This window comes from Kocuria palustris (assembly GCF_007666205.1).
Classification (GTDB): Bacteria; Actinomycetota; Actinomycetes; order Actinomycetales; family Micrococcaceae; genus Kocuria; species Kocuria palustris_A.
Genome location: NZ_VDOR01000004.1, coordinates 21197 through 42877, shown reverse-complemented (window position 1 = coordinate 42877; position 21681 = coordinate 21197). Strand labels below are relative to the sequence as shown.

17 protein-coding genes are annotated in these 21681 nt (G+C 71.8%); 4 read left to right on the top strand and 13 right to left on the bottom strand.

Annotation, left to right across the window (positions count from 1 at the left end; all coding sequences use genetic code 11):
* Positions 1-2: 2 nt before the first annotated feature.
* From FSY66_RS06040 to arc, 3 genes are read right to left on the bottom strand one after another with little or no spacing between them, the layout of a single operon-like run.
* A complete protein-coding gene (locus FSY66_RS06040) occupies positions 3-218 on the bottom strand; it encodes a ubiquitin-like protein Pup (RefSeq protein WP_144792285.1) in 216 nt (71 codons plus the stop codon).
* A 55-nt stretch (positions 219-273) separates the two neighbouring features.
* Positions 274-1911, bottom strand: a complete 1638-nt coding sequence (gene dop, locus FSY66_RS06035; RefSeq protein ID WP_144792283.1) for a depupylase/deamidase Dop — start codon at positions 1909-1911, stop codon at positions 274-276.
* Positions 1908-3632: a proteasome ATPase gene (gene arc, locus FSY66_RS06030; RefSeq protein WP_144792281.1), complete on the bottom strand. Its 1725-nt coding sequence runs from the start codon at positions 3630-3632 to the stop codon at positions 1908-1910. Before arc ends, dop begins: the two co-directional genes overlap by 4 nt.
* A 227-nt stretch (positions 3633-3859) precedes the next feature.
* On the opposite strand from arc, the gene FSY66_RS06025 reads away from it, so the two are divergent.
* The 3 genes from FSY66_RS06025 to FSY66_RS12545 all read left to right on the top strand — a co-directional run bounded on the left by FSY66_RS06025 (position 3860) and on the right by FSY66_RS12545 (position 7267).
* A complete protein-coding gene (locus FSY66_RS06025; RefSeq protein ID WP_144792279.1) occupies positions 3860-5071 on the top strand; it encodes an MFS transporter in 1212 nt (403 codons plus the stop codon).
* A gap of 76 nt (positions 5072-5147) precedes the next feature.
* Entirely contained in the window at positions 5148-7013 is a 1866-nt protein-coding gene (gene ggt / locus FSY66_RS06020) for a gamma-glutamyltransferase (protein ID WP_144792275.1), read from the top strand.
* Between the two features lie 86 nt (positions 7014-7099).
* Positions 7100-7267 (top strand): hypothetical protein, encoded by a 168-nt coding sequence (locus tag FSY66_RS12545; RefSeq protein WP_186304456.1) that lies wholly within the window; start codon positions 7100-7102, stop codon positions 7265-7267.
* A 180-nt stretch (positions 7268-7447) separates the two neighbouring features.
* On the opposite strand, the gene FSY66_RS06015 is transcribed toward FSY66_RS12545, so the two are convergent.
* The 8 genes from FSY66_RS06015 to FSY66_RS05980 form a co-directional block, all read right to left on the bottom strand.
* A complete protein-coding gene (locus FSY66_RS06015; protein ID WP_144792273.1) occupies positions 7448-8923 on the bottom strand; it encodes an aldehyde dehydrogenase family protein in 1476 nt (491 codons plus the stop codon).
* Positions 8924-8972: 49 nt separating this feature from the next.
* Positions 8973-10424 (bottom strand): carotenoid oxygenase family protein, encoded by a 1452-nt coding sequence (locus FSY66_RS06010; RefSeq protein ID WP_222115515.1) that lies wholly within the window; start codon positions 10422-10424, stop codon positions 8973-8975.
* Between the two features lie 54 nt (positions 10425-10478).
* Positions 10479-12056, bottom strand: a complete 1578-nt coding sequence (locus tag FSY66_RS06005) for an FAD-binding oxidoreductase (RefSeq protein WP_144792269.1) — start codon at positions 12054-12056, stop codon at positions 10479-10481.
* 159 nt (positions 12057-12215) lie between these two features.
* Positions 12216-13562, bottom strand: a complete 1347-nt coding sequence (locus FSY66_RS06000) for a PucR family transcriptional regulator (protein ID WP_144792267.1) — start codon at positions 13560-13562, stop codon at positions 12216-12218.
* Positions 13563-13658: 96 nt separating this feature from the next.
* Positions 13659-14306, bottom strand: a complete 648-nt coding sequence (locus tag FSY66_RS05995; RefSeq protein ID WP_144792265.1) for a sarcosine oxidase subunit gamma — start codon at positions 14304-14306, stop codon at positions 13659-13661.
* Positions 14299-17214: a 2Fe-2S iron-sulfur cluster-binding protein gene (locus FSY66_RS05990; protein ID WP_144792263.1), complete on the bottom strand. Its 2916-nt coding sequence runs from the start codon at positions 17212-17214 to the stop codon at positions 14299-14301. The genes FSY66_RS05995 and FSY66_RS05990 overlap by 8 nt, the downstream gene beginning before the upstream one ends.
* A complete protein-coding gene (locus FSY66_RS05985; RefSeq protein WP_144792261.1) occupies positions 17211-17498 on the bottom strand; it encodes a sarcosine oxidase subunit delta in 288 nt (95 codons plus the stop codon). Before FSY66_RS05985 ends, FSY66_RS05990 begins: the two co-directional genes overlap by 4 nt.
* A gap of 47 nt (positions 17499-17545) precedes the next feature.
* The gene (locus tag FSY66_RS05980) at positions 17546-18763 is read right to left on the bottom strand and encodes a sarcosine oxidase subunit beta family protein (RefSeq protein ID WP_144792259.1); all 1218 of its coding nucleotides are present in this window, start codon (positions 18761-18763) and stop codon (positions 17546-17548) included.
* A 156-nt stretch (positions 18764-18919) separates the two neighbouring features.
* Here FSY66_RS05980 and FSY66_RS05975 point away from each other — a divergent pair, with 156 nt between their 5' ends.
* Positions 18920-19579, top strand: coding sequence for a GntR family transcriptional regulator (locus FSY66_RS05975; protein ID WP_144792257.1), 660 nt, complete (start codon positions 18920-18922; stop codon positions 19577-19579).
* Between the two features lie 45 nt (positions 19580-19624).
* On the opposite strand, the gene FSY66_RS05970 is transcribed toward FSY66_RS05975, so the two are convergent.
* Positions 19625-20752 (bottom strand): YkvI family membrane protein, encoded by a 1128-nt coding sequence (locus tag FSY66_RS05970; protein WP_144792255.1) that lies wholly within the window; start codon positions 20750-20752, stop codon positions 19625-19627.
* Between the two features lie 158 nt (positions 20753-20910).
* Entirely contained in the window at positions 20911-21594 is a 684-nt protein-coding gene (locus tag FSY66_RS05965) for a GntR family transcriptional regulator (protein WP_144792253.1), read from the bottom strand.
* Positions 21595-21681: the final 87 nt, after the last annotated feature.

Sequence of the window (21681 nt, the reverse complement as noted above, 5' to 3'; positions counted from 1 at the left end):
GGTCACTGACCGCCCTTCTGCACGAAGCCCTTCACGAACTCCTCGGCATTGGCCTCGAGCACCGAATCGATGTCGGCCAGGATGTCGTCGGCCTGGCTGCTCTGGGCCTGGGCCGCCGCCGACGGACCGCCGCCGCCCGGAGCGGGAGCCGGTCCCGCGGGCTCGGCCTCCTCGTCGCGTCGCTGCGGGCTGTTCGGCTGGATGCGCTCCTGTGCCATGTCCTTGCTCCTTCTCTCGATCTGTCGATGCGATGCGGCTGATGCGCCGCCGGCCTCAGCCGATGCGGGCCGAGATCTCCACCAGATCCGGCCGGTCCTGCCGGATCCGCTCGACGAACGCCTCGACGTCCTGGGCGGCCCACCAGTGCTCGGTCTGGCGCCGGGTCAGCTCGGCCGGCTCCGGCATGGCGATCCGCGCCCCTCGCCGCAGGCCTGGCAGCTCGAGGGCGACCGTGTCCCAGCCGGCGGCGACGACCTGATCCGGGAACCGGGCGACCACGCGGCCGCGGAAGTCCGCCCGGGTGTCGGCCGGAGGGGTCCACATGGCGGCGGCGATCTGCTCCTCGTCGAAGAGCCAGCGCAGCCGCCCGGCGGCCTCGAGCTTGCGGCTGAGCCCCTTCTCGGGGCGGATGTCGTGGTACTGGACGTCGATCATCGCCAGCTTGGCATCGTCCCACGACAGCCCCCCGCGTTCGCGATAGCCCTCGAGCAGCTGCAGCTTGGCGACCCAGTCCAGGCGGTCTGCCATGGCCATGGGGTCGGTCTCGAGGGTGTCGAGGGCCTCGCGCCACATGCTCAGGATCTCGGCGGTGTCCTCGTCGGGGGTCGCTCCCCCGGCGGTCTCCATGGCCTCTGCGGCCTCGAGGTAGCGGCGCTGGATCTGCAGACCCGTCAGCGGGGCCCCGTCGCGCTGACCCACTGTGACCTGCAGGGTCGGGTCGTGGCTGATCGTGTGGAGGGCGACGACCGGCTCGTTGAGCTCGATCCGCGGCTGCCGGCCCTGCTCCACGAGGCGCAGCACGAGCGAGGTGGTGCCGAACTTGAGGACCTGGGACCAGTGGGCCAGGTTGGCGTCGCCGATGATCACGTGCAGGCGCCGGTACTTGAGATCGTCGGCATGGGGCTCGTCGCGGGTGTTGACCATGGGCCGGCGCACCGTGGTCTCCAGGCCCACCATCCGCTCGAAGAAGTCCGCGCGCTGGCTGAGCTGGAACCCGGCGACCTCGCTGCTCGGCCCGATCCCCACGCGCCCGGCTCCGCAGATCACCTGGCGGGACGCGAAGAACGGCAGCAGCGCGGCCGTCAGGGCGTCGTCGTCGATGTCGCGCGGAACGGTGTAGTTCTCGTGCGCGCCGTAGGACGACGACTTGCCGTCGGTGTTGTTCTTGTAGAGGTGCACCGGCTGCAGGTCGGAGGCCTCCGCCGTGGCCTGCAGGGCCGCGACGACGGCCGCGCCCACGCGATCGCCGGCCAGGTCGTAGAGCGCGGCCTCGCGCGGGGTCATGACCTCGGGCGAGGAGTACTCGGGGTGCGAGTGATCCACGTAGAGCCGCGCGCCGTTGGGCAGGACCGTGTTCATCACGACCTGCGCCGTGTGCTCCCCCCACATCCCGGCCTCGGTCAGGGCCTCGGCCGCGATCTCCTCGCTCGTGAGCACGGGCGCGGAGTCGGTCAGCTGCGTGGGGTGGGCCTGGGCGCGGTCCATCTCGAAGCCGCGGGCATCGCGCAGCGGGGTCTCGGAGCTGTAGTCGAAGTCCACGGCGCCGTCTCCCCGAGCCCCGAGCTCGCGGGCCACGAGAGCCGCGTAGGCGGTCACGGCGCGGGTGGACAGCACGGTCGAGTTGGCCTGCGGCCGACCGGGGGCCAGGACCCCGAACTCGGTCTCCGCGCCCATGATGCGGCGCACGCTCATGCCCGGCCCCCTTCCGCCTCGGCGGCCCCGGCGGAGCCCGCCGTGGCGCGGGAGCCGCGGTGCAGCACGAAGCGCAGGTCCGCGATGGTGTCCTTGCGGCGCCCCGAGATGCGGGCCCACTCGTCGGGGTCCGAGGTGTCGGGCAGGTCCTGCTGCTCCAGGAACTCCTCGGCCACCGCCCGGCGCAGGTGCTCCTGGGACAGGCCCCGGACCTGGTGCGTGAGCAGGTCCTTGATCGCCATCTTCTTGGCCCGGTCCACGACGTTGCGGATCACCGCGCCGGAGGTGAAGTCGGAGAACCAGAGGGTCTCGCGGGAGCCGTCCTTGTACGAGATCTCCAGGAACCGCGTCGAGTCGTCCTGGGCGTACATGGTGCTCACGCCGACCTCGATGAGCTGCTCCAGGGCGGCCTCGCGCGAGCCGGCGTCGATGATCTCCTCCTGGCGCAGCGGCAGGTTCGGCGTCAGGTAGAGCCCGAAGATCTCGCGGGCCCCCTCGGCCGTGGGGCGGTCGATCCGGATCTTGGCGTCCAGGCGCCCGGGGCGCAGCACAGCGGGGTCGATCATGTCCTCGCGGTTGGTGGCGCCCACGATGATGACGTTGTCGAGCTGCTCGACGCCGTCCATCTCCGTGAGCAGCTGCGGGACGATCGTGGTCTCGACGTCCGAGGAGACGCCCGAGCCGCGCGTGCGGAACAGCGACTCCATCTCGTCGAAGAACACGACGACCGGCACGCCGGCGGCCGCCTGCTCGCGCGCGCGGGAGAAGATCTGCCGGATCTGGCGCTCCGTCTCCCCCACGTACTTGTCGAGCAGCTCGGGCCCCTTGATGTTCAGGAAGTAGCCCTTGGCCTCCGAGCGCCCGGACTGCTCGGCGGCGCGCTCGGCCAGGGAGCGGGCCACGGCCTTGGCGATCATGGTCTTGCCGTTGCCGGGAGGGCCGTAGAGCAGGATGCCCTTGGGCGGGGTGAGCTGGTGCTGGCGGTAGAGCTCGGGATGCAGGAAGGGCAGCTCGACGGCGTCCTGGATGGCCTCGATCTGCGGGCCGAGGCCGCCGATGTCCGTGTAGCGGATGTCGGGCACCTCCTCCAGCACGAGCTGCTCCATGTCCTGTCGCTCGACGATCTCCAGGGCCATGCCGTTGCGGGAGTCGATCGAGACCATCTGCCCGGGCCGGGGCCTGCGCTTGCGCAGCGCTCCCGACATGCGCAGGACGCGGTCGTCGCCGGTGCGCCCGCCCACGACCAGGCGCGTGGCGTCCAGCACCTCCTGGACCACGCCCAGGTCGCCGGCCTGCTCGTAGCCGAGCACCGCCACGACGGTCGAGTTCTCGTTCATGAGCACCTGGCGCCCGGGCTCGAGCTGCCCCGCGGTGGTGATCAGCGGCGAGACCGGGCAGCGCACGAGGCGCCCGGACACCTGGACATCGGCCGTCAGGGTGGCCGAGCCGACCGTGCTGCTCGGCGGGATCACCCGCACGAGCGTGGCGATCGACAGCGGCACCTCGACCTCGTTGGCCAGGAACTTCTTGAGCTGCTCGATCTGACCGCGGGCCGCCTCGAGCGCCGTGCGCAGCTTCCGGTTCTGCTCGCCGGCGGTGGCCAGCTGACGATCCAGGCTGCGCTTCTCGTCCCGCACCAGCGCGACCTGGCGGCGGGCCGTGGCCAGCGCATGGTCCTGCGCGGTGCTGTCGGATCCTGCTCCGGCGGGGCGTTCGGTCATGGTGCGGGCCATCCTGATCTCGTCGCGAGGGCGTACGGTGCTGTGCGTGCCGGGCGGCTCCGTCGATGAGCGCGCCCGCGCGAGTGCCTGAGGGTCACCTTATGCCCGTCCATGCACTGCGTCACACTCGGCACAGGGAGTTGCCGGGCCGCCCCGACTCTTCCGGCTCGGAATATGGATGCGCCGCCGCATGACGGCGCGGCGTCACAATGGAGGCGAATGATCGGATGTCGGTGAGCCGCCCCGAGGAGGGCTTCCCCGCGGGATCGGCCGGCTATCGGCGCGTGCTGGCCGTGCTGTCCCTGGGCGGTCTGGCGAACTTCGCGCTGATCTACTTCGTGCAGCCGCTGCTGCCCGAGCTCGCGGGCGCGTTCGGCGTGGACGAGGGCGCCACGGGCACCGCACTGTCCGCCACGACGACGGCCATGATCCTCGGCCTGCTCATGGCCGGGCCCCTGGCGGATCACCTGGGGCGCATCTGGGTGATGGCCGGCTCGCTCATCGTCTCGGGGGCGCTCAGCGCCGTCTGCGCCGTCGCCCCGAGCTGGGAGACCTTCCTCGTCCTGCGCGCGGCCGCCGGCGTCGCCCTGGCCGGCCTGCCGGCGATCGCCCTGGCCTACCTGCGCGAGAAGGTGGCCTCCTCCGCCCACGCCAAGGCCAATGCCGTCTACATCATGGGCACGGGACTGGGCGGAGCCGCCGGCCGGCTGCTGCCCGGGCCGCTGGCCGGGCTCGGGGGCTGGCAGCTCGTGACGCTCGTGCTGGGGATGTTCTCGATCCTCGTGGGAGCCGCCGTCGTGCTCCTGCTTCCCGGGGACCGCCCGTCGCGCTCCCCGTTCTCGGTCGGCGACATCGTCACCGGGACGTTCGGGCTCCTGCGCAGCGGCAGGATCGCCCTGGTGTGCGGACTGGGCTTCGCCGCCATGGCCGTGTTCGTGGGCCTCTACAACGCGGTCTCGCTGCGCCTGGAGGCCGAGCCGTTCTCGATGACCCCGGAGCAGGCCGCCGTGCTCTACCTGGCCTATCCCGCGGGGCTGCTCGCTCCCGCCTTCTCCCGCCGGCTCGCGGAGCGGGCCGGCCGACCCCTGGCCGTCGCCGCGGGCATGGGCGGGATGGCCGCGGGCGCCGCGCTGACGACGCCCGATGCCGTGCTGCCGGTCCTGGCCGGGCTCGGGCTGCTGACCTTCGCGTTCTTCGCCGCGCACTCCGTGTGCAGCGGATGGGCCGTGGACGGAGCGCACCGCAGCGGGATGGACACCGCGAGGGCCTCGAGCCTGTACCTGATCTTCTACTACGCGGGCAGCTCGGTCTCCGGGACGCTGTCCACTCGCATCTGGAGCAGCGCGGGATGGGCCGGCGTGCTCGGCCTGACGGGGCTGTGGATCGCCCTGGGACTGATCTGCGCCCTGCTGCTGGCGCGGCAGGACCGCCGCCGCTGACGATACCGAGGCTCGGCGACCAGGCGTACCGTGTCATGCGTCACACTCGACGAGTGCACGAGCAGCGGAGGCGGACATGGCGCAGGACAGCATCGGACGAGTCACCCGACGAGCGGCCCTCGCGGCCGGGGCGGCGCTCGGCGCCGGCGCGCTCGGCGCGGGCCAGGCCATCGCGGCCGCGCCCGGCCCGGGTGGTCCCGCCCCGGCGTCCCCGGTGGGCGGCCCGGTTCCGGAGCCGCCGAAGGCGAACGAGGCGGTCGGGACCACGGCGGCCGTCGCCAGCGTCGACCCCTATGCCAGCGAGATCGGGCTGAGGATCCTGCAGCAGGGCGGCAACGCAGTGGATGCCGCGATCGCCGTGGCCGCCGCGCTCGGGGTCACCGAGCCGTACTCGTGCGGCATCGGCGGAGGCGGCTACCTGGTCTTCCGCGAGGCCGCCACGGGGCTGGTGCACACGATCGACGGCCGCGAGACCGCGCCCATGAGCTTCACGGAGGCCCAGTTCACGGACGGGGCGGGTGCGGAGCTCGACTTCGACGCCGTCGTGAGCTCCGGGCTCTCGATCGGCGTCCCCGGCACCCCCGCCACGTGGGCCCTGGCCGCCCAGCGCTTCGGCACGCTCCCGCTCGCGTCCCTCCTGCTGCCCGCCGAGCAGCTCGCTCTGGCGGGCTTCGTCGTGGATCAGAACTTCCACGACCAGACCGCCGAGAATGCCGAGCGCTTCTCCCGCTTCCCGGAGACCGCCCGGGTGTTCCTGCGCGACGGGGAGGCCCCTCCCGTGGGAAGCACCTTCGTCAACCCCGACCTCGCCGACGTGTACCGACTGCTGCGGCAGCACGGCACGGACGTCTTCTACCGGGGATCCGTAGGAGCCGCCCTGCTGGCCGAGGCGAACCGCCCCACGACCGCGCCCGGCCACGAGGTCGGGGGCAGCCCCATGACAGCCGCCGACCTCGCCTCCTACGCTCCGATCCTGCGAGCTCCGACCGTGAGCGCGTACCGCGGGATGACCGTGTTCGGCATGGCCGGTTCGAGCTCCGGCGGCGCGGCCGTGGGCGAGATCCTGAACCTGCTCGAGCAGTACGAGCTCAGCACCGGCATCGGCCTGGCGCAGCTGGGCGAGACCGATTACCTGCATCGCTTCTCTGAGGCCTGTGCGACGGCCTTCGCCGATCGCAACCGCTGGGTCGGCGATGTCCCGGAGGTGCCCTACGCCGAGCTGCTCGGCGCGGGCTTCGCAGCCGAGCGCGCTCGTCTGCTGCGGCCGTCGTCGTCCCAGCCCCGTCCGGTCCCCTTCGGCGTTCCCGACGGGGACTACGCGCAGCCCGCGGCCATGGGCGCCGCTCAGCCCGAGCCGTACGAGGGCATGTCCACGACGCACCTCAACGTGGTCGACCGCTGGGGCAATGCCGTGTCGTACACGCTGACGATCGAGCAGACCGGCGGCTCGGGGATCACGGTTCCCGGTCACGGGTTCCTGCTGAACAACGAGCTCACGGACTTCGACTTCGTGCCCGTCACGCCCGGGGTGCCCGATCCCAATCTGCCCGGCCCGGGTAAGCGGCCGCGCTCATCCATGGCCCCCACGATCCTGACCGACGCCGCCGGCCTGCGCCTGAGCGTGGGGACGCCGGGCGGCGCCACGATCATCACCTCCGTGGCGCAGATCATCGCCGGCTGCTTCGAGCGCGGTCTGCCGCTGGTCGAAGCGATCGCCGCCGCCCGACTCAGCTCCCGCAACTCCTCCGACGGCGAGGAGACCGATCTCGGGCTCGACGCCTCCCCCGCCGGCGCCGGGCTCCGGGGGCTCGGGCACCAGCTCGCCCCGCGCGAGGCCGACGACTGGATCGGCAACGCCTCGGGCATCGCGCGGGAGCCCCGCGGGCTGGTGGCGGCCGCCGAGACCGTTCGCGGCGGGGGCGGCGCGGCGCGGGCGTGGTGAGGGTGTCCCAGCCCACCATTCACGGGCCCGCGCGAGTACGCTGAGCACGCACGGCAGGACTTCGTCTCGAGGCAAGGAGAGCACCCATGTCACCTCGCAATCAGGATTCCGATCCGGCCCTGACCGGCGGCGCCGACGACGCCGTCGAGGAGGCCCGCAACATCCAGGAGATGTCCGAGGCCCAGGAGCCGGCCGACGAGGGCGTCGGCGCCATGACCGACGACCAGGACCGCGACCCCGACACGAGCAACTGACCCCAGCGGCTCGGTCCTCCGCCGGCCCCTCGGCAGCGCCGCGGTGCTGCCGAGGGGCCGGCGCCGTCACAGGCCCCTGTCGGGGCGCGTCAACGGAGCAGCCCCGGCACCCCGGGCTCGACGGACATGCAGCGGCCCTCCGCACCTGCAGGTGCGGAGGGCCGCTGCATGCCTCGCGGCTCAGAGCCGGGTGACGCCGACCGTGTGCGCGGTCGTGAACTCCTCGATGGCCCACTCGCCGTTGAAGCGGCCCAGACCCGAATTGCGCTCGCCGCCGAAGGCCACATGCGCCTCGTCCTGGACCGTCATCTCGTTGACGAAGCTCATGCCCGCCTTCAGCCGCCGCGCGAAGCGCACGCCCCGATCCAGATCCTGCGTGAACACCGCCGAGGACAGACCGAACTCGTGATCATTGGCCAGCTCGAGAGCGTGCTCCTCGTCCCGAGCGCGCAGCACCCCGACCAGCGGCCCGAAGATCTCCTCACGAGCGATCTCCATCTCCGCGCTCACGCCCGTGAACACGTGCGGCGGCACGACCCGGCCCTGGATCTGCCCGCCGACCGCCTGCTCGGCGCCGGCCTTGAGCGCACCGTCGATCTTGGCCCGCAGACCCTCCAGCTGCGAGTCGTTGACCACCGGCCCGACCAGGGTGGCCTCGTCCGAGGGATCGCCGTAGGCGACGCCGCGGGCGGCCTCGACGAAGCGGCCGACGAACTCGTCGTGCACCTCGTCCTGGACGATGATCCGGTTCACGGCCATGCAGATCTGACCCGAGTGCAGGAACGACCCGGTCACCGCGGCCTCCACCGCGGCAGGGATGTCCGCATCGTCCAGGACCACCAGAGGCGCGTTGCCGCCGAGCTCGAGGGAGACCTTCTTCAGGTGGTCCCCGCTGACCGCATTGCGCCCCACGTTCTGCCCGACCGGGGTCGAGCCGGTGAAGGAGATCAGCCGGGGCACGCGATGGGTCACGAACGCATCGCCGATCTCCGATCCGGAGCCGACGACGACCGACAGGACGCCCTTCGGCAGCCCGGCCTCCTCGAAGATCCGGGCCAGCAGCAGCCCGCCCGTGATGGGAGTGTCGCTGGCCGGCTTGATCACCACCGCATTGCCCACAGCCAGGGCCGGGGCGACCGAGCGCTGGGACAGATGCAGCGGGAAGTTCCAGGGGCTGATGACGCCGACCACGCCCACCGGCTCCCGGTAGACCCGCATCTCCCGGTTCGGGGTGTTCGAAGGATGGATGGTCCCGTGGACCCGCGAGGGGAACGAGGCCGCCTCGGTCGTGATGCCCGCCGCCAGGGAGATCTCGATCCCGGCCTTGATCCGGGTCGAGCCGGACTCGCGGATCAGCCACTCGGCGATCTCCTCGCGGCGCTGCTCCAGCAGCTCCGCCGCCCGGCGCAGCACCGCGGCCCGCTCGGAGGGCGCGCGCGAGGCCCACTCGGCCTGCGCCGCTTCCGCAGCGGTGCAGGCCTCGTCGAGATCCGCGGCGTCGGCCTGGACGATCGTGGCCACGACGGAGTCGTCGTACGGGTTGATGATCTCCCGGGCCCGTCCCGAGCTGCCGTCGCGCCATGCGCCGCCGATGCACTGCAGGCCGATGGGCTTGCCGGCGAAGGTCGCCGACGGATCCTGTGCTGGGGTGGTCATGTGATGCTCCTGTTCGATGTGCTGTGGGGGTTCCGGGGCTGTGCCCGCGTCAGGCCTGCGGCTCGCCGGCGAGGACCGCCAGCGACTCCTCGATGCGGTCCCGTCCGGACCAGGACCCGTGGAAGCCGAAGGGGACGCGGCCGGGCAGCTTGATGCGCGCCAGCGGGGTCTGCGTGAAGTCCTCCGTGTCGTGGATGCACATCTCGGAGAGCTCGCTCTGGCGGTTCCACCAGATGGTCAGGAGGTAGCCCTCGTCCTCCGCGCCGCCCTCCCGCGGCACGAAGATCGGCTCGGACGGGTTCGTGAGGTCGTCCAGGCCCTCGATGACGGTCACGGTCCCACGCCGCAGGTCGGTCTTGGCCAGTCCGTCGCTCATGGTGTCCGGGCTCGCCCCGCGGGTGGTGACGAAGTAGCCGTAGGAGTGCTCCTGGCCCACCAGGTTCGGGTTGATCGCCGGGAACTCCCCGGCAGTGTGGCTGATGGGGCTGTGGGTGACCCGTCGCGCAGCGGTGTCGATCGTCCAGCGCCACGGGATGGCGTCCATGAACCACTCGTGCGAGTCGACGGGCCGGTTGATCCGATCCGCCGGCGTTCCGAAGCGCTCCTCGATGCGCGGGGCGTCGATGACGATCTCCGATCCCTTCTCGTAGGCGTTGAAGAAGTGGGTCGGGAAGAAGGTCTCGTCCACGCGGTATGTGTTCACCTCATGGGTCCGGCGGTGCATCGTGACGATCTCGACGCCGTGCTGGGTCGCGGACGGGTCCCAGACCAGGCCCGGCTTGCCCTGCCCGATGTTCGGTGCCAGGAACAGCCCCGGGGTGACGAAGAAGATCGCGTGGTTCTTCGTCACGGCGAAATCGTGGAACATCGACGGGGCGCTCGTGGTGAACGTGAAGCTGTCCAGGACCCGGCCGTGGCGGTCGGCCTCGAACCAGGTGATCTCGCTGCCGACGTAGGAGAAGAACAGCATGTTTCCGGTGTCCGGGTCGATCTTGTAGTGCGCCGTGCAGGTGCGCGTGACGTCGCCGCGGAAGTCGTAGGTGCCGCGCGTCTCGAGCGACTGCGGATCCATCTGGTGCGGGAGCCCGCCCTCGAAGAACACGAGCAGCCGATCTGCCAGGACCCCGACGTTCGTGTTCGGGACGTTCTTCATGGGCGGGGCGCCCTCCGGCAGCGCGCCCGGGGTGCCGCCGTTGACGAAGCCGGAGTAGATCGCCTCCCCGGCCTCCATCTCGACCTTCAGCGCGTCGGTCATGACGTACCGGTTGCGGTAGGCGGCCTTCCCATCGCGCAGGTACACGGCGTAGACCATGCCGTCGCCCTCGAACCAGTGGTAGCGCTCCGCATTGCGCGGCTTGAAGCGCGGATTGGACCCGGTGCGGAACAGCGCGCCGTCCAGGTCCGCCGGGATCGTGCCGATGACCTCCAGGTCGAAGGCCTCGGTCTCCTCGTGCCACGGGGTGAACGGGCCGTTGAGGAACTTGTTGTCGGTCTCCCACATGATGCTCTCCTTGCCTCAGGGGTGTGGTCGTGTCGTCGGAGGGTGCAGGCCGGGTCAGCGCCGGGCGGCGCTGCCCCAGATGCCGTGATTGCCGGGTGAGAGGATTCCCGCCGGGTCGAGCGCATCCTTGAGCCGGTCGTAGAGCCGGTGCTGCGCGTGGTCGTTGTACGAGTGGTGGGCCACGACGTCGTCGATCAGGGAGGGGTGCGCGCGGTACTCGCTCCAGCCGCGCCGTGCGGCCCACTCGATCAGCCGCCGCACCGCCCGCCGGGCCGCGGCGGCCTCCTGCGCATCGGCGGTGTCGTAGAAGACCATGCACGCCCCTACCAGGGAGCGCGGGGTCGCGATCCAGCCGAATCCGGCCACCAGCCCCTCCTCGGCGAGGATCTCCTGGGCGGCGGCCTCGTGCTGCTCGGCGGCCTGCCCGTCGAAGGGCAGCACCGGCGAGAAGTCGATGTGGCCCAGATTCGTGCCGAAGTGCTGGTGCATCATGTCGAGCAGGAACATGTTCGGGATCCCCGCCGGCACCAGGTCGAGCGGCTGGACGTTCTCCGCCGCGACGTCCCCGGGATAGGTCCGCAGCTCGACGGTCAGACCCGGGATCCCATCGACGGCCCGGCGGACCACGGCTTCGCGCGCGTCGTTGATCTCCGGGGCGCCGTAGAAGGCGATCCGCGCGTTGAAGCGTCCCGGCGGGAGCGTGGCCGACAGCCGCAGGGCCTTGGACCCGCCGGAGGTGTCGTCCCACGGATCGGCGCGGCGGCCCTCCGGGGGCTCGGGCGAGGACGTGATGAGCGGCAGCCCCTGGATGGTCCCGTCCAGCACGAGCGGCTGCAGGGCATCGATCATCGCCGCGAGGCCGCTGCGGTCCGAGCAGATGATCGAGCCGGTCGTGAACGACTCGGGCTGCGGCATGAGCCACACGCCGACCTTCGTCACGATCCCGTAGTTCGACTGCATGAACAGCGAGTCCAGCGACGGGCCGAATCCTCGCTTGTGCCGGTTCCACATCGGGCTGTCCGGGACCGCGCCCAGACCGGTGCGCACGATCTGGCCATCGGCCAGCACGACCTCCATGCCGCAGATCGCCGAGGCGTTGTCGCCGTTGACCGTGTAGCCGTAGCCGTGCTCCAGAGCGTTGCCGGTCACGGATCCCCAGCCGAGATCCGGCACGGAGACCCACAGCCGATGGCCTCCGGCGCGCAGGGCCTCGTACAGATCGAAGAACCGCACGCCGGGCTCGACCAGGGCGACGCCGGCCGTGTCGTCGATCTCCAGGATCCGGTTCATCCGCCGGAGGCTCACCACGACGGACCCGTCGATCACCGGAGCCGAGCCGCCGTAGCCGTAGTTGCGGCCCGTCGAGGAGGTCCACAGCGGGATGTCATGGACCGCGGCGATGCGCACGACCCCCTGGACCTGCTCCGTGCTCTCCGGCTGCACGACGCACGACGGCGCGGCCCCGAGCTGGTCGCTCGGAGCGTACGGGTCCCGGAACTCCTCGATCTGCGCGTCGTCGCGCAGCACCGCCTCCTCGCCGAGCAGCTCGACGAGCTCCTCGACGGCCTGCCGGAGCGCCGCCTCCGACGGGGATCCGCTCCCGGGTGCGCCGGGCTGCTGCGTTCCGGACATCGTCGCCCTCCGATCCTGATGGTGACGCGCGCCATACGGACGCGCTGTCGCACCAGTCTCGGGGCCGAGACGGCCGGGATTCTTGCCTCCCGCCGCCCGATATCGGAGGCTGATCTGCGCTCGGGCACCAAAGGCGGAATTCTGCGCTCCCGTCCGGGCTCAGGGGCCGTCCACGGCCTCCGGCAGCAGCCCGGGCAGGATCTGCGCGGCCTGCAGCGCCAGCAGCGTGGGCAGCGGGTCCTGCTGGGCCGGCCGGCCCAGCAGCCGCTCGGCCTTCTGCACTCGGTAGGCCACGGTGTTCGGCGCGATGTGCAGCGCCTCGGCGGCCGCCTTCCGGCTGCCGCCGGCGAGCAGGTACCGGAGCAGCGTGGCCCGGACGTCGGCGCTCCTGGCCGAGTCGGCCGCGAGCGCACCCAGCGTCTCGTGCACGAAGCGGCGCAGCCGCCGGGGATCCTGCAGCAGGAGGCCCACGACGGCGATCTCGTCGTGACGCAGCAGCTCGACCCGCCTGCTCCCCTCGTCCGAGCGGAAGGCCGGATGCCGGACCACGTCGCGCACCTCCAGGGCGCCGCGCATCGCAGCGCGCAGCCCCTCGGGTCCCCGCCCCACGGGTCCCGCGCACAGGATCATGCGCTCCCGCTGCTCCAGCTCGCGCACAGCCTCCCCCGCCTGCGCCACGATGTCGTCGGGCGGTGCCGAGGAGAAGGTCCAGCACAGCAGGACCCCGGTGTCCATCGCCTGGACGAAGCCTCCGGCAGCCCCCAGCCGCGCCGAGACCCGCGGCCCGAGGGCTCGCATCCTCCCGGCCCGGTCGTCGTCGGGGACCGCATCGGCGGTCTCGATCGCGATCGCGGCGTGGTGGCCGCCCAGGCGCATGCCCAGGCGCTGCTCGGCGTCCGCGGGCAGCGGCTCGCCGGCGACGAGGGCCTCGATCAGCTCGCGCCGCCGAGCGGGGGATCCGCCCTCCCAGTTGAGCCGCTCCTGCTCGAAGCCGGCCACCATCTCGGAGACGTAGGCGTCGAGGATGCCGCTGATCCAGCCGTGGAGCTGCTCGAGGGCCGCACCGTCCATCTCCGGCCGTCCGTGGGCCTGCAGCTCCCGCAGCAGCCGCTGCTGGACCTTGGAGTGGTGCGCCCACACGAGCCGCAGGACGGCCGAGAGCTCGGCCCCCCGATGGAAGGCCGCGCGGACGTGGCGCATCGCCTCATCCGGGGTCGATGCGACGTCGTCCCCGGAGCGCAGGCATCGGAGCGTGGTCAGCATCGAGGCGATGCACGCGGCGGTCTCGAGCCCGGTCTCGGCCGCGTGGCTGGCGGCGACGTCGCCGCTGAGCTCTGCGACCACCTCCTCGGCGATCCGGCGGGCCTCCTGGACGCCCCACTGCACGGCCGACTCGCTGAGCACCGCGCGCGCCGCGTCGAGGGACGGGCCCGACGGATCCTCGGGCGGCTGCCCGGGCTCCGGGCCCAGGTCGTCGAGCCACTCCATGTCCAGGCTGCGTGTCATCGGGGCCTCCTCTGCTCCGTCGCCGGGATGCCGGTCCGCCGTCGGAGCGGGAAGGGGCCTGGACCCGCTGCCGCGCGCCTGCCGCGCCGAGCAGCCTCAGGCCACCGGATCCGCCGCGAACTCGGCCATGCCGTCCATGATCCACCGTGCGGTGTGCTCCGCGAAGGACGACCGCGGCATGATCCGCCAGGTGTGCTCCCCCGTGCGCCACAGGAGGACCTGGACGACCCCGAGGTTGGTGGACACGGCATGTCCCACCGGGAACGCCCGCGGATGCAGGTCCATGCGGCAGCCCTTGTCCAGCACGGTGCGCGCCGACGGCCCGGAGACCTCGATCGTGGTGCGGTTCGCCGAGACGTCGACGGCCTGGCCGCGGGCCTGGCGATCGACCAGGATCTGCGCCAGCCGAGCGGTCCGCTCCTCCGGCGGCGGCCCGCCCGCGGCCATGGCATCGGGGCGGACGACCGTGAAGTCATCGGGCCCGTTCCACAGGACCGAGGTCTCCTCGAGCGATCCCGTGACCTCGCCGCAGCCGCCCGGCAGCCCGACGCCGAGCTCGGACTCCACGGCCGCGGCGGCCTCGCTGCCGGGCGTCACCCGCAGGGCGATCAGCGTCTGGAACGGCACCTCCCGGAGGGCGACCCCGCGCTCGCCCGACACGGCGGCCGCGGCCATCTCCGGCTCCAGGCCCTGCAGCGGGCTGCGGCGCAGGCCCGCGATGTCGATGTCGGCGGTCTCAGCCATCTCGGCGCTTCCCTTCGGGGTCGTAGAGGACGGGCTCGGCCACGACGACGTCGATCGTCCGATCGACGAGCGGGGCCCGGAGGGTCTCGCCGATGCGGCTGCGGCCGTTCGCCACCAGGGCCAGCCCGAACGTGCGCCCCAGTGCGGCGCTGCGATAGGCCGAGGTGACGTGCCCGATCATCGGCACAGGCCCCTCCTCGGGCGTGATGGGGGTCCCGGCCTCGACGAGCTGGGCGCCCTCCGGGATCCTCGTCGTCGGATCGACGGGCAGGACCGCGACCAGGTGCTTCCGGTCCTCGCGGGCGGTGTCCTGCCGGTAGAACGAGCGGTTGCCGATGAAGTCCTTCTTCTTCGACACGGCCCAGGACATCCCCAGGTCCTGCGGGGTCACGGTGCCGTCCGTGTCCTGTCCGATGATCGGGAAGGCCTTCTCGGCCCGCAGCACGTGCATGGTCTCGGTTCCGTAGGGGGTGATCCCGAACTCCGCTCCGGCCCGGGCGACGTCCTCCCAGACCCTCAGGCCGTACCAGCCGGAGACGTTGATCTCGAAGGCGAGCTCGCCGGAGAAGGAGATGCGGCAGATACGCGCGGGGATCCCCGAGGCCAGGGCGGTGTCGCGGAACTCCATGAACGCGAAGGCCTCCTGGGAGACGTCGAGGTCCGGGGCCATCCGGGCGATCACCTCGCGCGATCTGGGCCCGGCGACGGCGATGGTGGTGAACTGCTCCGTGACGGAGGTGAACACCACGTCCAGCTCCGGCCACTCGGTCTGCGACCACTCCTCGAGCCAGTTCAGCACGTCGGCTGCGCCGCCCGTCGTCGTGGTCATGAGGTAGCGCTGCTCGTCGAGGCGCAGCGTCACGCCGTCGTCGAAGACCATCCCGTCCGGGTGGCACATGACGCCGTAGCGGCCCTTGCCCGGGGCCAGCTTCTTGAAGGCATTGGTGTAGATGCGGTTGAGGAACTCCCCCGCATCCGCGCCGCGGATCTCGATCTTCCCCAGGGTGGTCGCATCCATGAACCCGACGGACTCGCGCACCGCCGCGCACTCGCGCAGCACCGCCGCGTCCATGTCCTCGCCGGGCTGCGGGTAGTACCAGGGCCGCTTCCACTGCCCCACGTCCTCGAACTCCGCCCCGTGCTCGACGTGCCAGGGATGGATCGAGGTCACGCGGGCGGCGTCGAGCATCGGGCCGCGCCGGCGCCCCGCCAGCGCGGCGAAGGCCACCGGCGTGTACGGCGCGCGGTAGGTCGTGGTGCCGATCCCGCCGATGTCCGGGTCCTGCAGGACCGCGGAGATCACGCCGATCGCGGTGACCGCGCTCGTCTTGCCCTGGTCGTTCGCGGTGGAGATCGACGTGTAGCGCTTGATGTGCTCGACCGATCGCATGCCCGCGCCCGTGGCGCGCAGGATGTCCGCCGCGGTCTGGTCGCGCTGCAGGTCCACGAAGTGGCGCCGCCAGTCGTCGTCGGCTCCTGCGGAGGACGGGACCAGCCACAGCGGGCGAGCGGGATCGCAGACGCGGGCCTCCGCCTGCACGTCCCGGGGCTGCACCGGGAATCCGCTCCGCCGTGCGGCCTCGGCGCCCGCGGCCGCCCCGGCGCTCAGGCAGCCGGCCAGATCGCGGGTGCCCGCGAGCATCCCGATCACCTGCTGGTCCTCCACGGGCGACGACGGGACGAACCCGGCCAGCTGCGCATCCCAGCTCAGCTTCCCCTGGCGCTGGCTGTGCAGGTGCACCACCGGGCTCCAGCCCCCGGCCACGGCCAGCAGATCGGTCTCCAGGATCTCGGTCGCACCCACGGGGCGGCCCTCGTCGTCGATCGCGCTGACGGTCACGGCGCTGAGCCGCCCGCCCGGGCCATCGCCGGAGGTGCCGATGACCGCGCTGCCGGTGCGGACCTCGACCCCCGCGGCAGCGGCGACCTCGGCCGGGCGGTCGCCGAGCCGCGTGCGGGAGTCCACGATGCCGGCCACCGGCAGTCCGGCCGCCGTCAGGTCGGCGACCAGGTCGTAGGCCGAGTCGTCGGTCGCGAGGACGACCGGTCGCTCGCCGACGGCGACGGCCCACCGGTTGAGGTACGCGCGCACCGCCGAGCCCAGCATGATGCCCGGGCGGTCGTTGTCGGCGAAGACGACGGGCCGCTCGTGAGCTCCGGTGGCCAGCACGACCTGGCGGGCGCGGATGTGCCAGGTGCGCTCGCGCGAGACCCCCGGCCCCGGGTCCTCGGCCAGGTGATCCGTGCGCCGCTGCAGGGCGGTGACGTAGTTGCCGTCGTAGCAGCCGAAGGCCGTGGTGCGCTCCAGCACGAGCGTCTCGGCGGCGGCGTCGAGCTCGGCTCTGGTCCGGTCGATCCACTCGTGGGCCGGCATCCCGTCGATCTCGACGTCGCGCTCGGAGAGCAGGGACCCGCCGAGCCGCGAGCGCTCGTCGATCAGCACCACGCGCGCCTCGGAGCGGGCGGCCTCGCGGGCCGCCGCCAGCCCGGACGGTCCCGCGCCGACGACCACGACGTCGGCGTGGATGTTCATGTGGTCGTAGTGGGCCTCGTCCCTGTCCGGGTCGAGCCGGCCGAGCCCGCTGAGCCAGGCGGCCTCCAGGCCGTCCGTCAGCTCGACCGCGGTCGCGGGGAGCATGGACTCCGCGACGTCCTCGGGCCGGCGCGCGGCGATCCGCACCAGCGCATTGGGCTCCTCGACCCCGGCGCTGAGGATGCCGCGCGGGCGGCCCAGATACATGGAATCGCCGCACGCGATCTCGCCGTGGGCCAGCAGCGCGGAGGCCAGGGTGTCCCCGGCGCAGCCGGTCAGCTCGCGGCCGTCGATCGAGAACCTCAGCGGCGCATCCCGATCCAGGGCCGGCGCGGGAACGCGGTCGGCCGGGAGCCGGCGGGGCTGGACGCTCATCGGGCGCCTCCTTCGACGGGCCGGTCGGCGCCGATCGGGTAGACGGCGCGGATCTCGTAGGTCTCGGTGTCGCGCACGACGTTGAACCAGCGGCGGCACCCCGCGGTGTGCACCCACCGCTCGGCCAGAGCGCCGCGGGTGTTGCTGCGGTAGAAGAGGTACTCGGCCCACTGGCGGTCATCCAGCTGGAACGGGTCCTCGGGATACGGGACGTGGGCCTCGCGGCCGTACGCGTACTCGGTCTCCTCGCGGGGACCGCAGTAGGGGCACTCGATCAGCAGCACGGTGGGCCTCCTGGAGAGCGTGCGGGGTGACGGGGGACGTGGGCGGGTCAGTGCGCGACGGCTGCGGCGCCGTGCTCGTCGATGAGCACGCCGGTCTCGAAGCGCTCGAGCGAGAACGGTCGGTTGAGCTCGTGGGGCTCGTCGTGGGCGATGGTGTGCGCGAGCGCGAATCCCGCTCCGGGCGTGCCCTTGAAGCCGCCGGTGCCCCACCCGCAGTTGACGTACAGGTGCTCGACGGGGGTCTTGGACACGATCGGCGAGGCGTCCAGGGTCACGTCGACGATCCCGCCCCAGGTGCGCAGCACGTGCGCGCGGCTGAAGATGGGGAACAGCTCGACGGCGGCCGCCATCTGCTCCTCGATCACGTGGAAGGCCCCGCGCTGGCCGAAGCCGTTGTAGGCGTCCACCCCGGCTCCCATGACCAGCTCCCCCTTGTGCGCCTGGGAGACGTAGACGTGCACGTGGTTCGACATCACGACGGTCGGATGGACAGGCTCGTGCAGCTCCGAGACGAGGGCCTGCAGCGGGTGGGACTGGATGGGCAGGCGGAACCCCGCCATCTCCGCGAGCTCCGAGGAGTGCCCCGCCCCGCACAGGGCCACCCGGTCGGCATGGATCGTGCCGCGGTCGGTCTCCACTGCCGTCACGCGCTCGCCGCCCTTGCGGAACCCCGTCACCCGGCAGTTCTGGATGATGTCGACGCCCAGCTCGTCGCACTTGCGGGCGAAGGCCCACGCGACGTGATCGTGCTTGGCGATGCCGGCGCGCGGCTGGTACGTCGCCCCCATGACCGGGTAGCGCAGGTCGTCGTCGATATTGATGATCGGGCAGAGCTCCTCGACCTGCTCCGGGGAGACCCACTCTGCGTCGATGCCGTTGAGGCGGTTGGCGTTGACCCGGCGCATGGACTCGCGGACGTCGCCCAGCGTGTGGGCCAGATTCAGCACGCCGCGCTGGGAGAACAGGAAGTCGTAGTCGAGCTCCTCCGGCAGGCCCTCCCACAGCCGGAGGGAGTGCTCGTACATCGCCGCGGACTCGTCCCACAGGTAGTTGGAGCGGATGATCGTCGTGTTGCGGGCCATGTTGCCGCCGGCCAGCCAGCCCTTCTCGAGCACCGCCACATTCGCGATGCCGTGCCGGGAGGCCAGGTAGTAGGCCGTGGCCAGCCCGTGGCCGCCGCCGCCGACGATCACGACGTCGTACGACGGCTTCGGCTCGGGATCGCGCCACAGGAACTCGGGGTGCTCGGGCAGCAGGTCGGCCATCGGCGGGCTCCGTTCTGCGATGATGCCGGCAGCTCGCGCGCCGCGTCGGGAATCGGCGGGGCGCGCAGCAGACGTCTGATATATCAGAGTGCCGCCACTCTATGATCCGGATCACACGGCGTCAACGGATCAGTGCCCGCCCCACCGAGGATCCCCATGCCATCGAACCCCGCGCCCTCTGAGCCCACCCGCGCCGAATGGGCCTACCGGACCCTGCGCGATCAGCTGATCGTGCTCGACATCGCGCCCGGGGAGCCGATCCGCGAGGCGCAGCTCATGGAGCAGCTCGGGCTCGGGCGCACACCGGTGCGCGAAGCGCTCAAGCGGCTCGAGGCCGATCACCTCGTGAAGACCTACCCTCGGCGCGGAACGTTCGCCACACCGGTGGAGATCGCCGAGCTGGCCTCGGCCTCGGAGGTCCGTCGGCTCCTGGAGCCCGCCGCGGCCGCGGCAGCGGCCCGGGCGGCCCCGGGCGATGACGAGCTGCGCACGACCCTCGACCTCGCCCGGAGCGCGGTGGAGGGACTCGCGGAGGACACGCCCTTCCACGACGTCATGGCCCAGGACATGGCGGTCCACCGCCTGATCTACCGCGCGGCGGGCAATCACCACCTCGAGGAGTCCCTGGTCCGCCTGGACAACCTCGTGACGCGCATCTGGTGCACGGTCGCCCACCGGCTGCCCGAGCTCACCGGCCACGTGCGCGAGCACACCGGTCTGCTGGAGGCGGTCCTCTCCGGCGAGGCCGAGCGCGCCGCCCGGCTGTCGCTCGAGCACATCAACCACTTCGACGAAGCCATCCGCCGAGTGATCTAGCTCCGCCCCCGTGACCCCGGACCGACGGAGAGCAGGGCCGACCGGTCAGCCGCGGGAGCCGCGGCGCACTCGGCGCACGAGCGGGGTCACGATCATCATGACCAGCAGCACGATCCCCACGTAGCCGTTGATCACGTAGACGAGGTTGACCATCTTCGAGAACGGCAGCACGAGGCCGACGAGGGTCCCCAGGGCGGCCAGTGCGAGCGTCAGCTGCTTGAACCGCGGCGTGCCGTCCGCGCAGAAGCGCGAGGACACCGTCCACAGCAGAGGGATCGCCGTGGTGTAGATGCCCGCCAGGATCATCACCGAGATGCCCGAGGCGAGCACCGGGTGGACCTCCCCGGCCAGCACCAGCATGGGGATCTCGGTCCCCGCGACCAGCTCGATGTTGGCGAGCAGCCCCAGCCCCACGATCATGCACGCCAGTGCGAAGCACACGCTGCCGAGGACGGCGCCGCTGCGCGCCTCGGACCTGCTGGCCGCCCCTGCGCCGAGCGCCGTGAGGAAGGCCGCGAGCCAGAGCATGCAGAAGCCCACGTAGGACAGCCCGGCCAGGAACCAGTTCGACGACGCCTGCGTGACGTCCAGCTGCGGGAGGATCTGCGCACCGTGAGCCAGGCCGCCCGGGCTGCGGACCACCCCGATGATCCCCAGCAGGACGGCCACGACCACGATCAGCGGGCCGATCTTGCCGATGACGTCCACCAGGCTGCGCAGGCCGAAGAGCACCGTCACCCCGACCGCCACGGCCAGGGCGATCCCGCCGAGGTAGCGGGAGAGCCCGTAGTGCTCCTGGAACACGGCGCCGGCTCCCGAGACCATCACGGTGAAGCTCAGGAACACGAAGAGGATCGAGAACCAGTCGAAGAAGGCGCCCAGGCGCGGTCCGCAGTAGTACGAGAAGATCTTCGACGGCCGGTCGAACCGCTCCTGGTGGCCCACGGTGAAGAACGAGACCGACACGAAGGTGATGAGCACGAGCACCAGCAGTCCCGTGCCGAGGATGCCCCACCAGCCGTAGGCCGTGAAGTACTGCAGGATCTCCTGCCCCGTCGCGAATCCCGACCCGATGAGGAAGGCCAGGATCGCGTCGCCGTAGGTCAGCACGCGCAGCGCGCCGCCCCGTTCGACGGTCGTGAGGGAGCTCTCTGCGGGGGATGCTTCCGACATGTCGGCTCCGATCACGTGGTCTGCCGCTGCGCGGACGACTGATGTATCAGTCGATCATATGATGCAGATCACATCGTTCAAGAGGCGGAGCCGATACCAGGAGTCGCTGATGACAGGTCCGCGCCGTCGACGCAGCAGGGCCTCCGGCCCCGCGATCCTCAGGAGCCTGCGACCGGCCCGGGGAGGGCGGCGCGGATGCGCTGCGCGGCGCTGAGCAGCGACTCGTCGCTGATGCGGGCTGCCGCGTCCGCGTCCCGCCGGGCGGCGGCGTCGATGAGCTGGTCCTGATACCGCGACAGGAGGTCGGCGCCGCCCTCGTCCAGCGTCCTGCGCGCTCCGACGAGCTTGTACGGACGGCAGCGCCGCCAGAGCATCCGGATCATCTCGAGCAGCACCTCGTTGCCGGCCGCGGAGAACAGCACCGCGAGCAGCTCCTCGTCCCGATCCAGCATGTCCGCGACCCGCTGCTCCTCGAGGGCCTCGAGCATCTCGCGATGGAGCCGGCGCATCAGCTCGACGGACTGATCGGCGATCCGCTCCGCACCCGCGCGGGCGGCCTGAGCCTCCAGGACGAGCCGGACGTCGTAGATCTGCAGGAGGTCATCGCGCGTCAGGCCCTTGACCACGGCCCCCTTGTAGGGCGACTTCTCGGCCAGGCCGGCCTCCTCGAGACGGCGGATCGCCTCCCGGACGGGCATGACGCTCGTCCCCAGCTCGGCGGCCAGATCCCGGATCAGCAGCCGGTGCCCCGCGGGCAGATCGCCGCTCATGATGCCGTCGTGGATGGCGTCGAAGACCTGATCCGCGACCAGGACGCTGGGCTGCAGCTTGTTCAATGCCATGGCCTCGATGGTATGCCGTCCACCGCACTGCTCCGGTCGCATGCGGCGGCCGCGGAGCCGGCCGAGCACGCCTTGTCGGCACTGTGA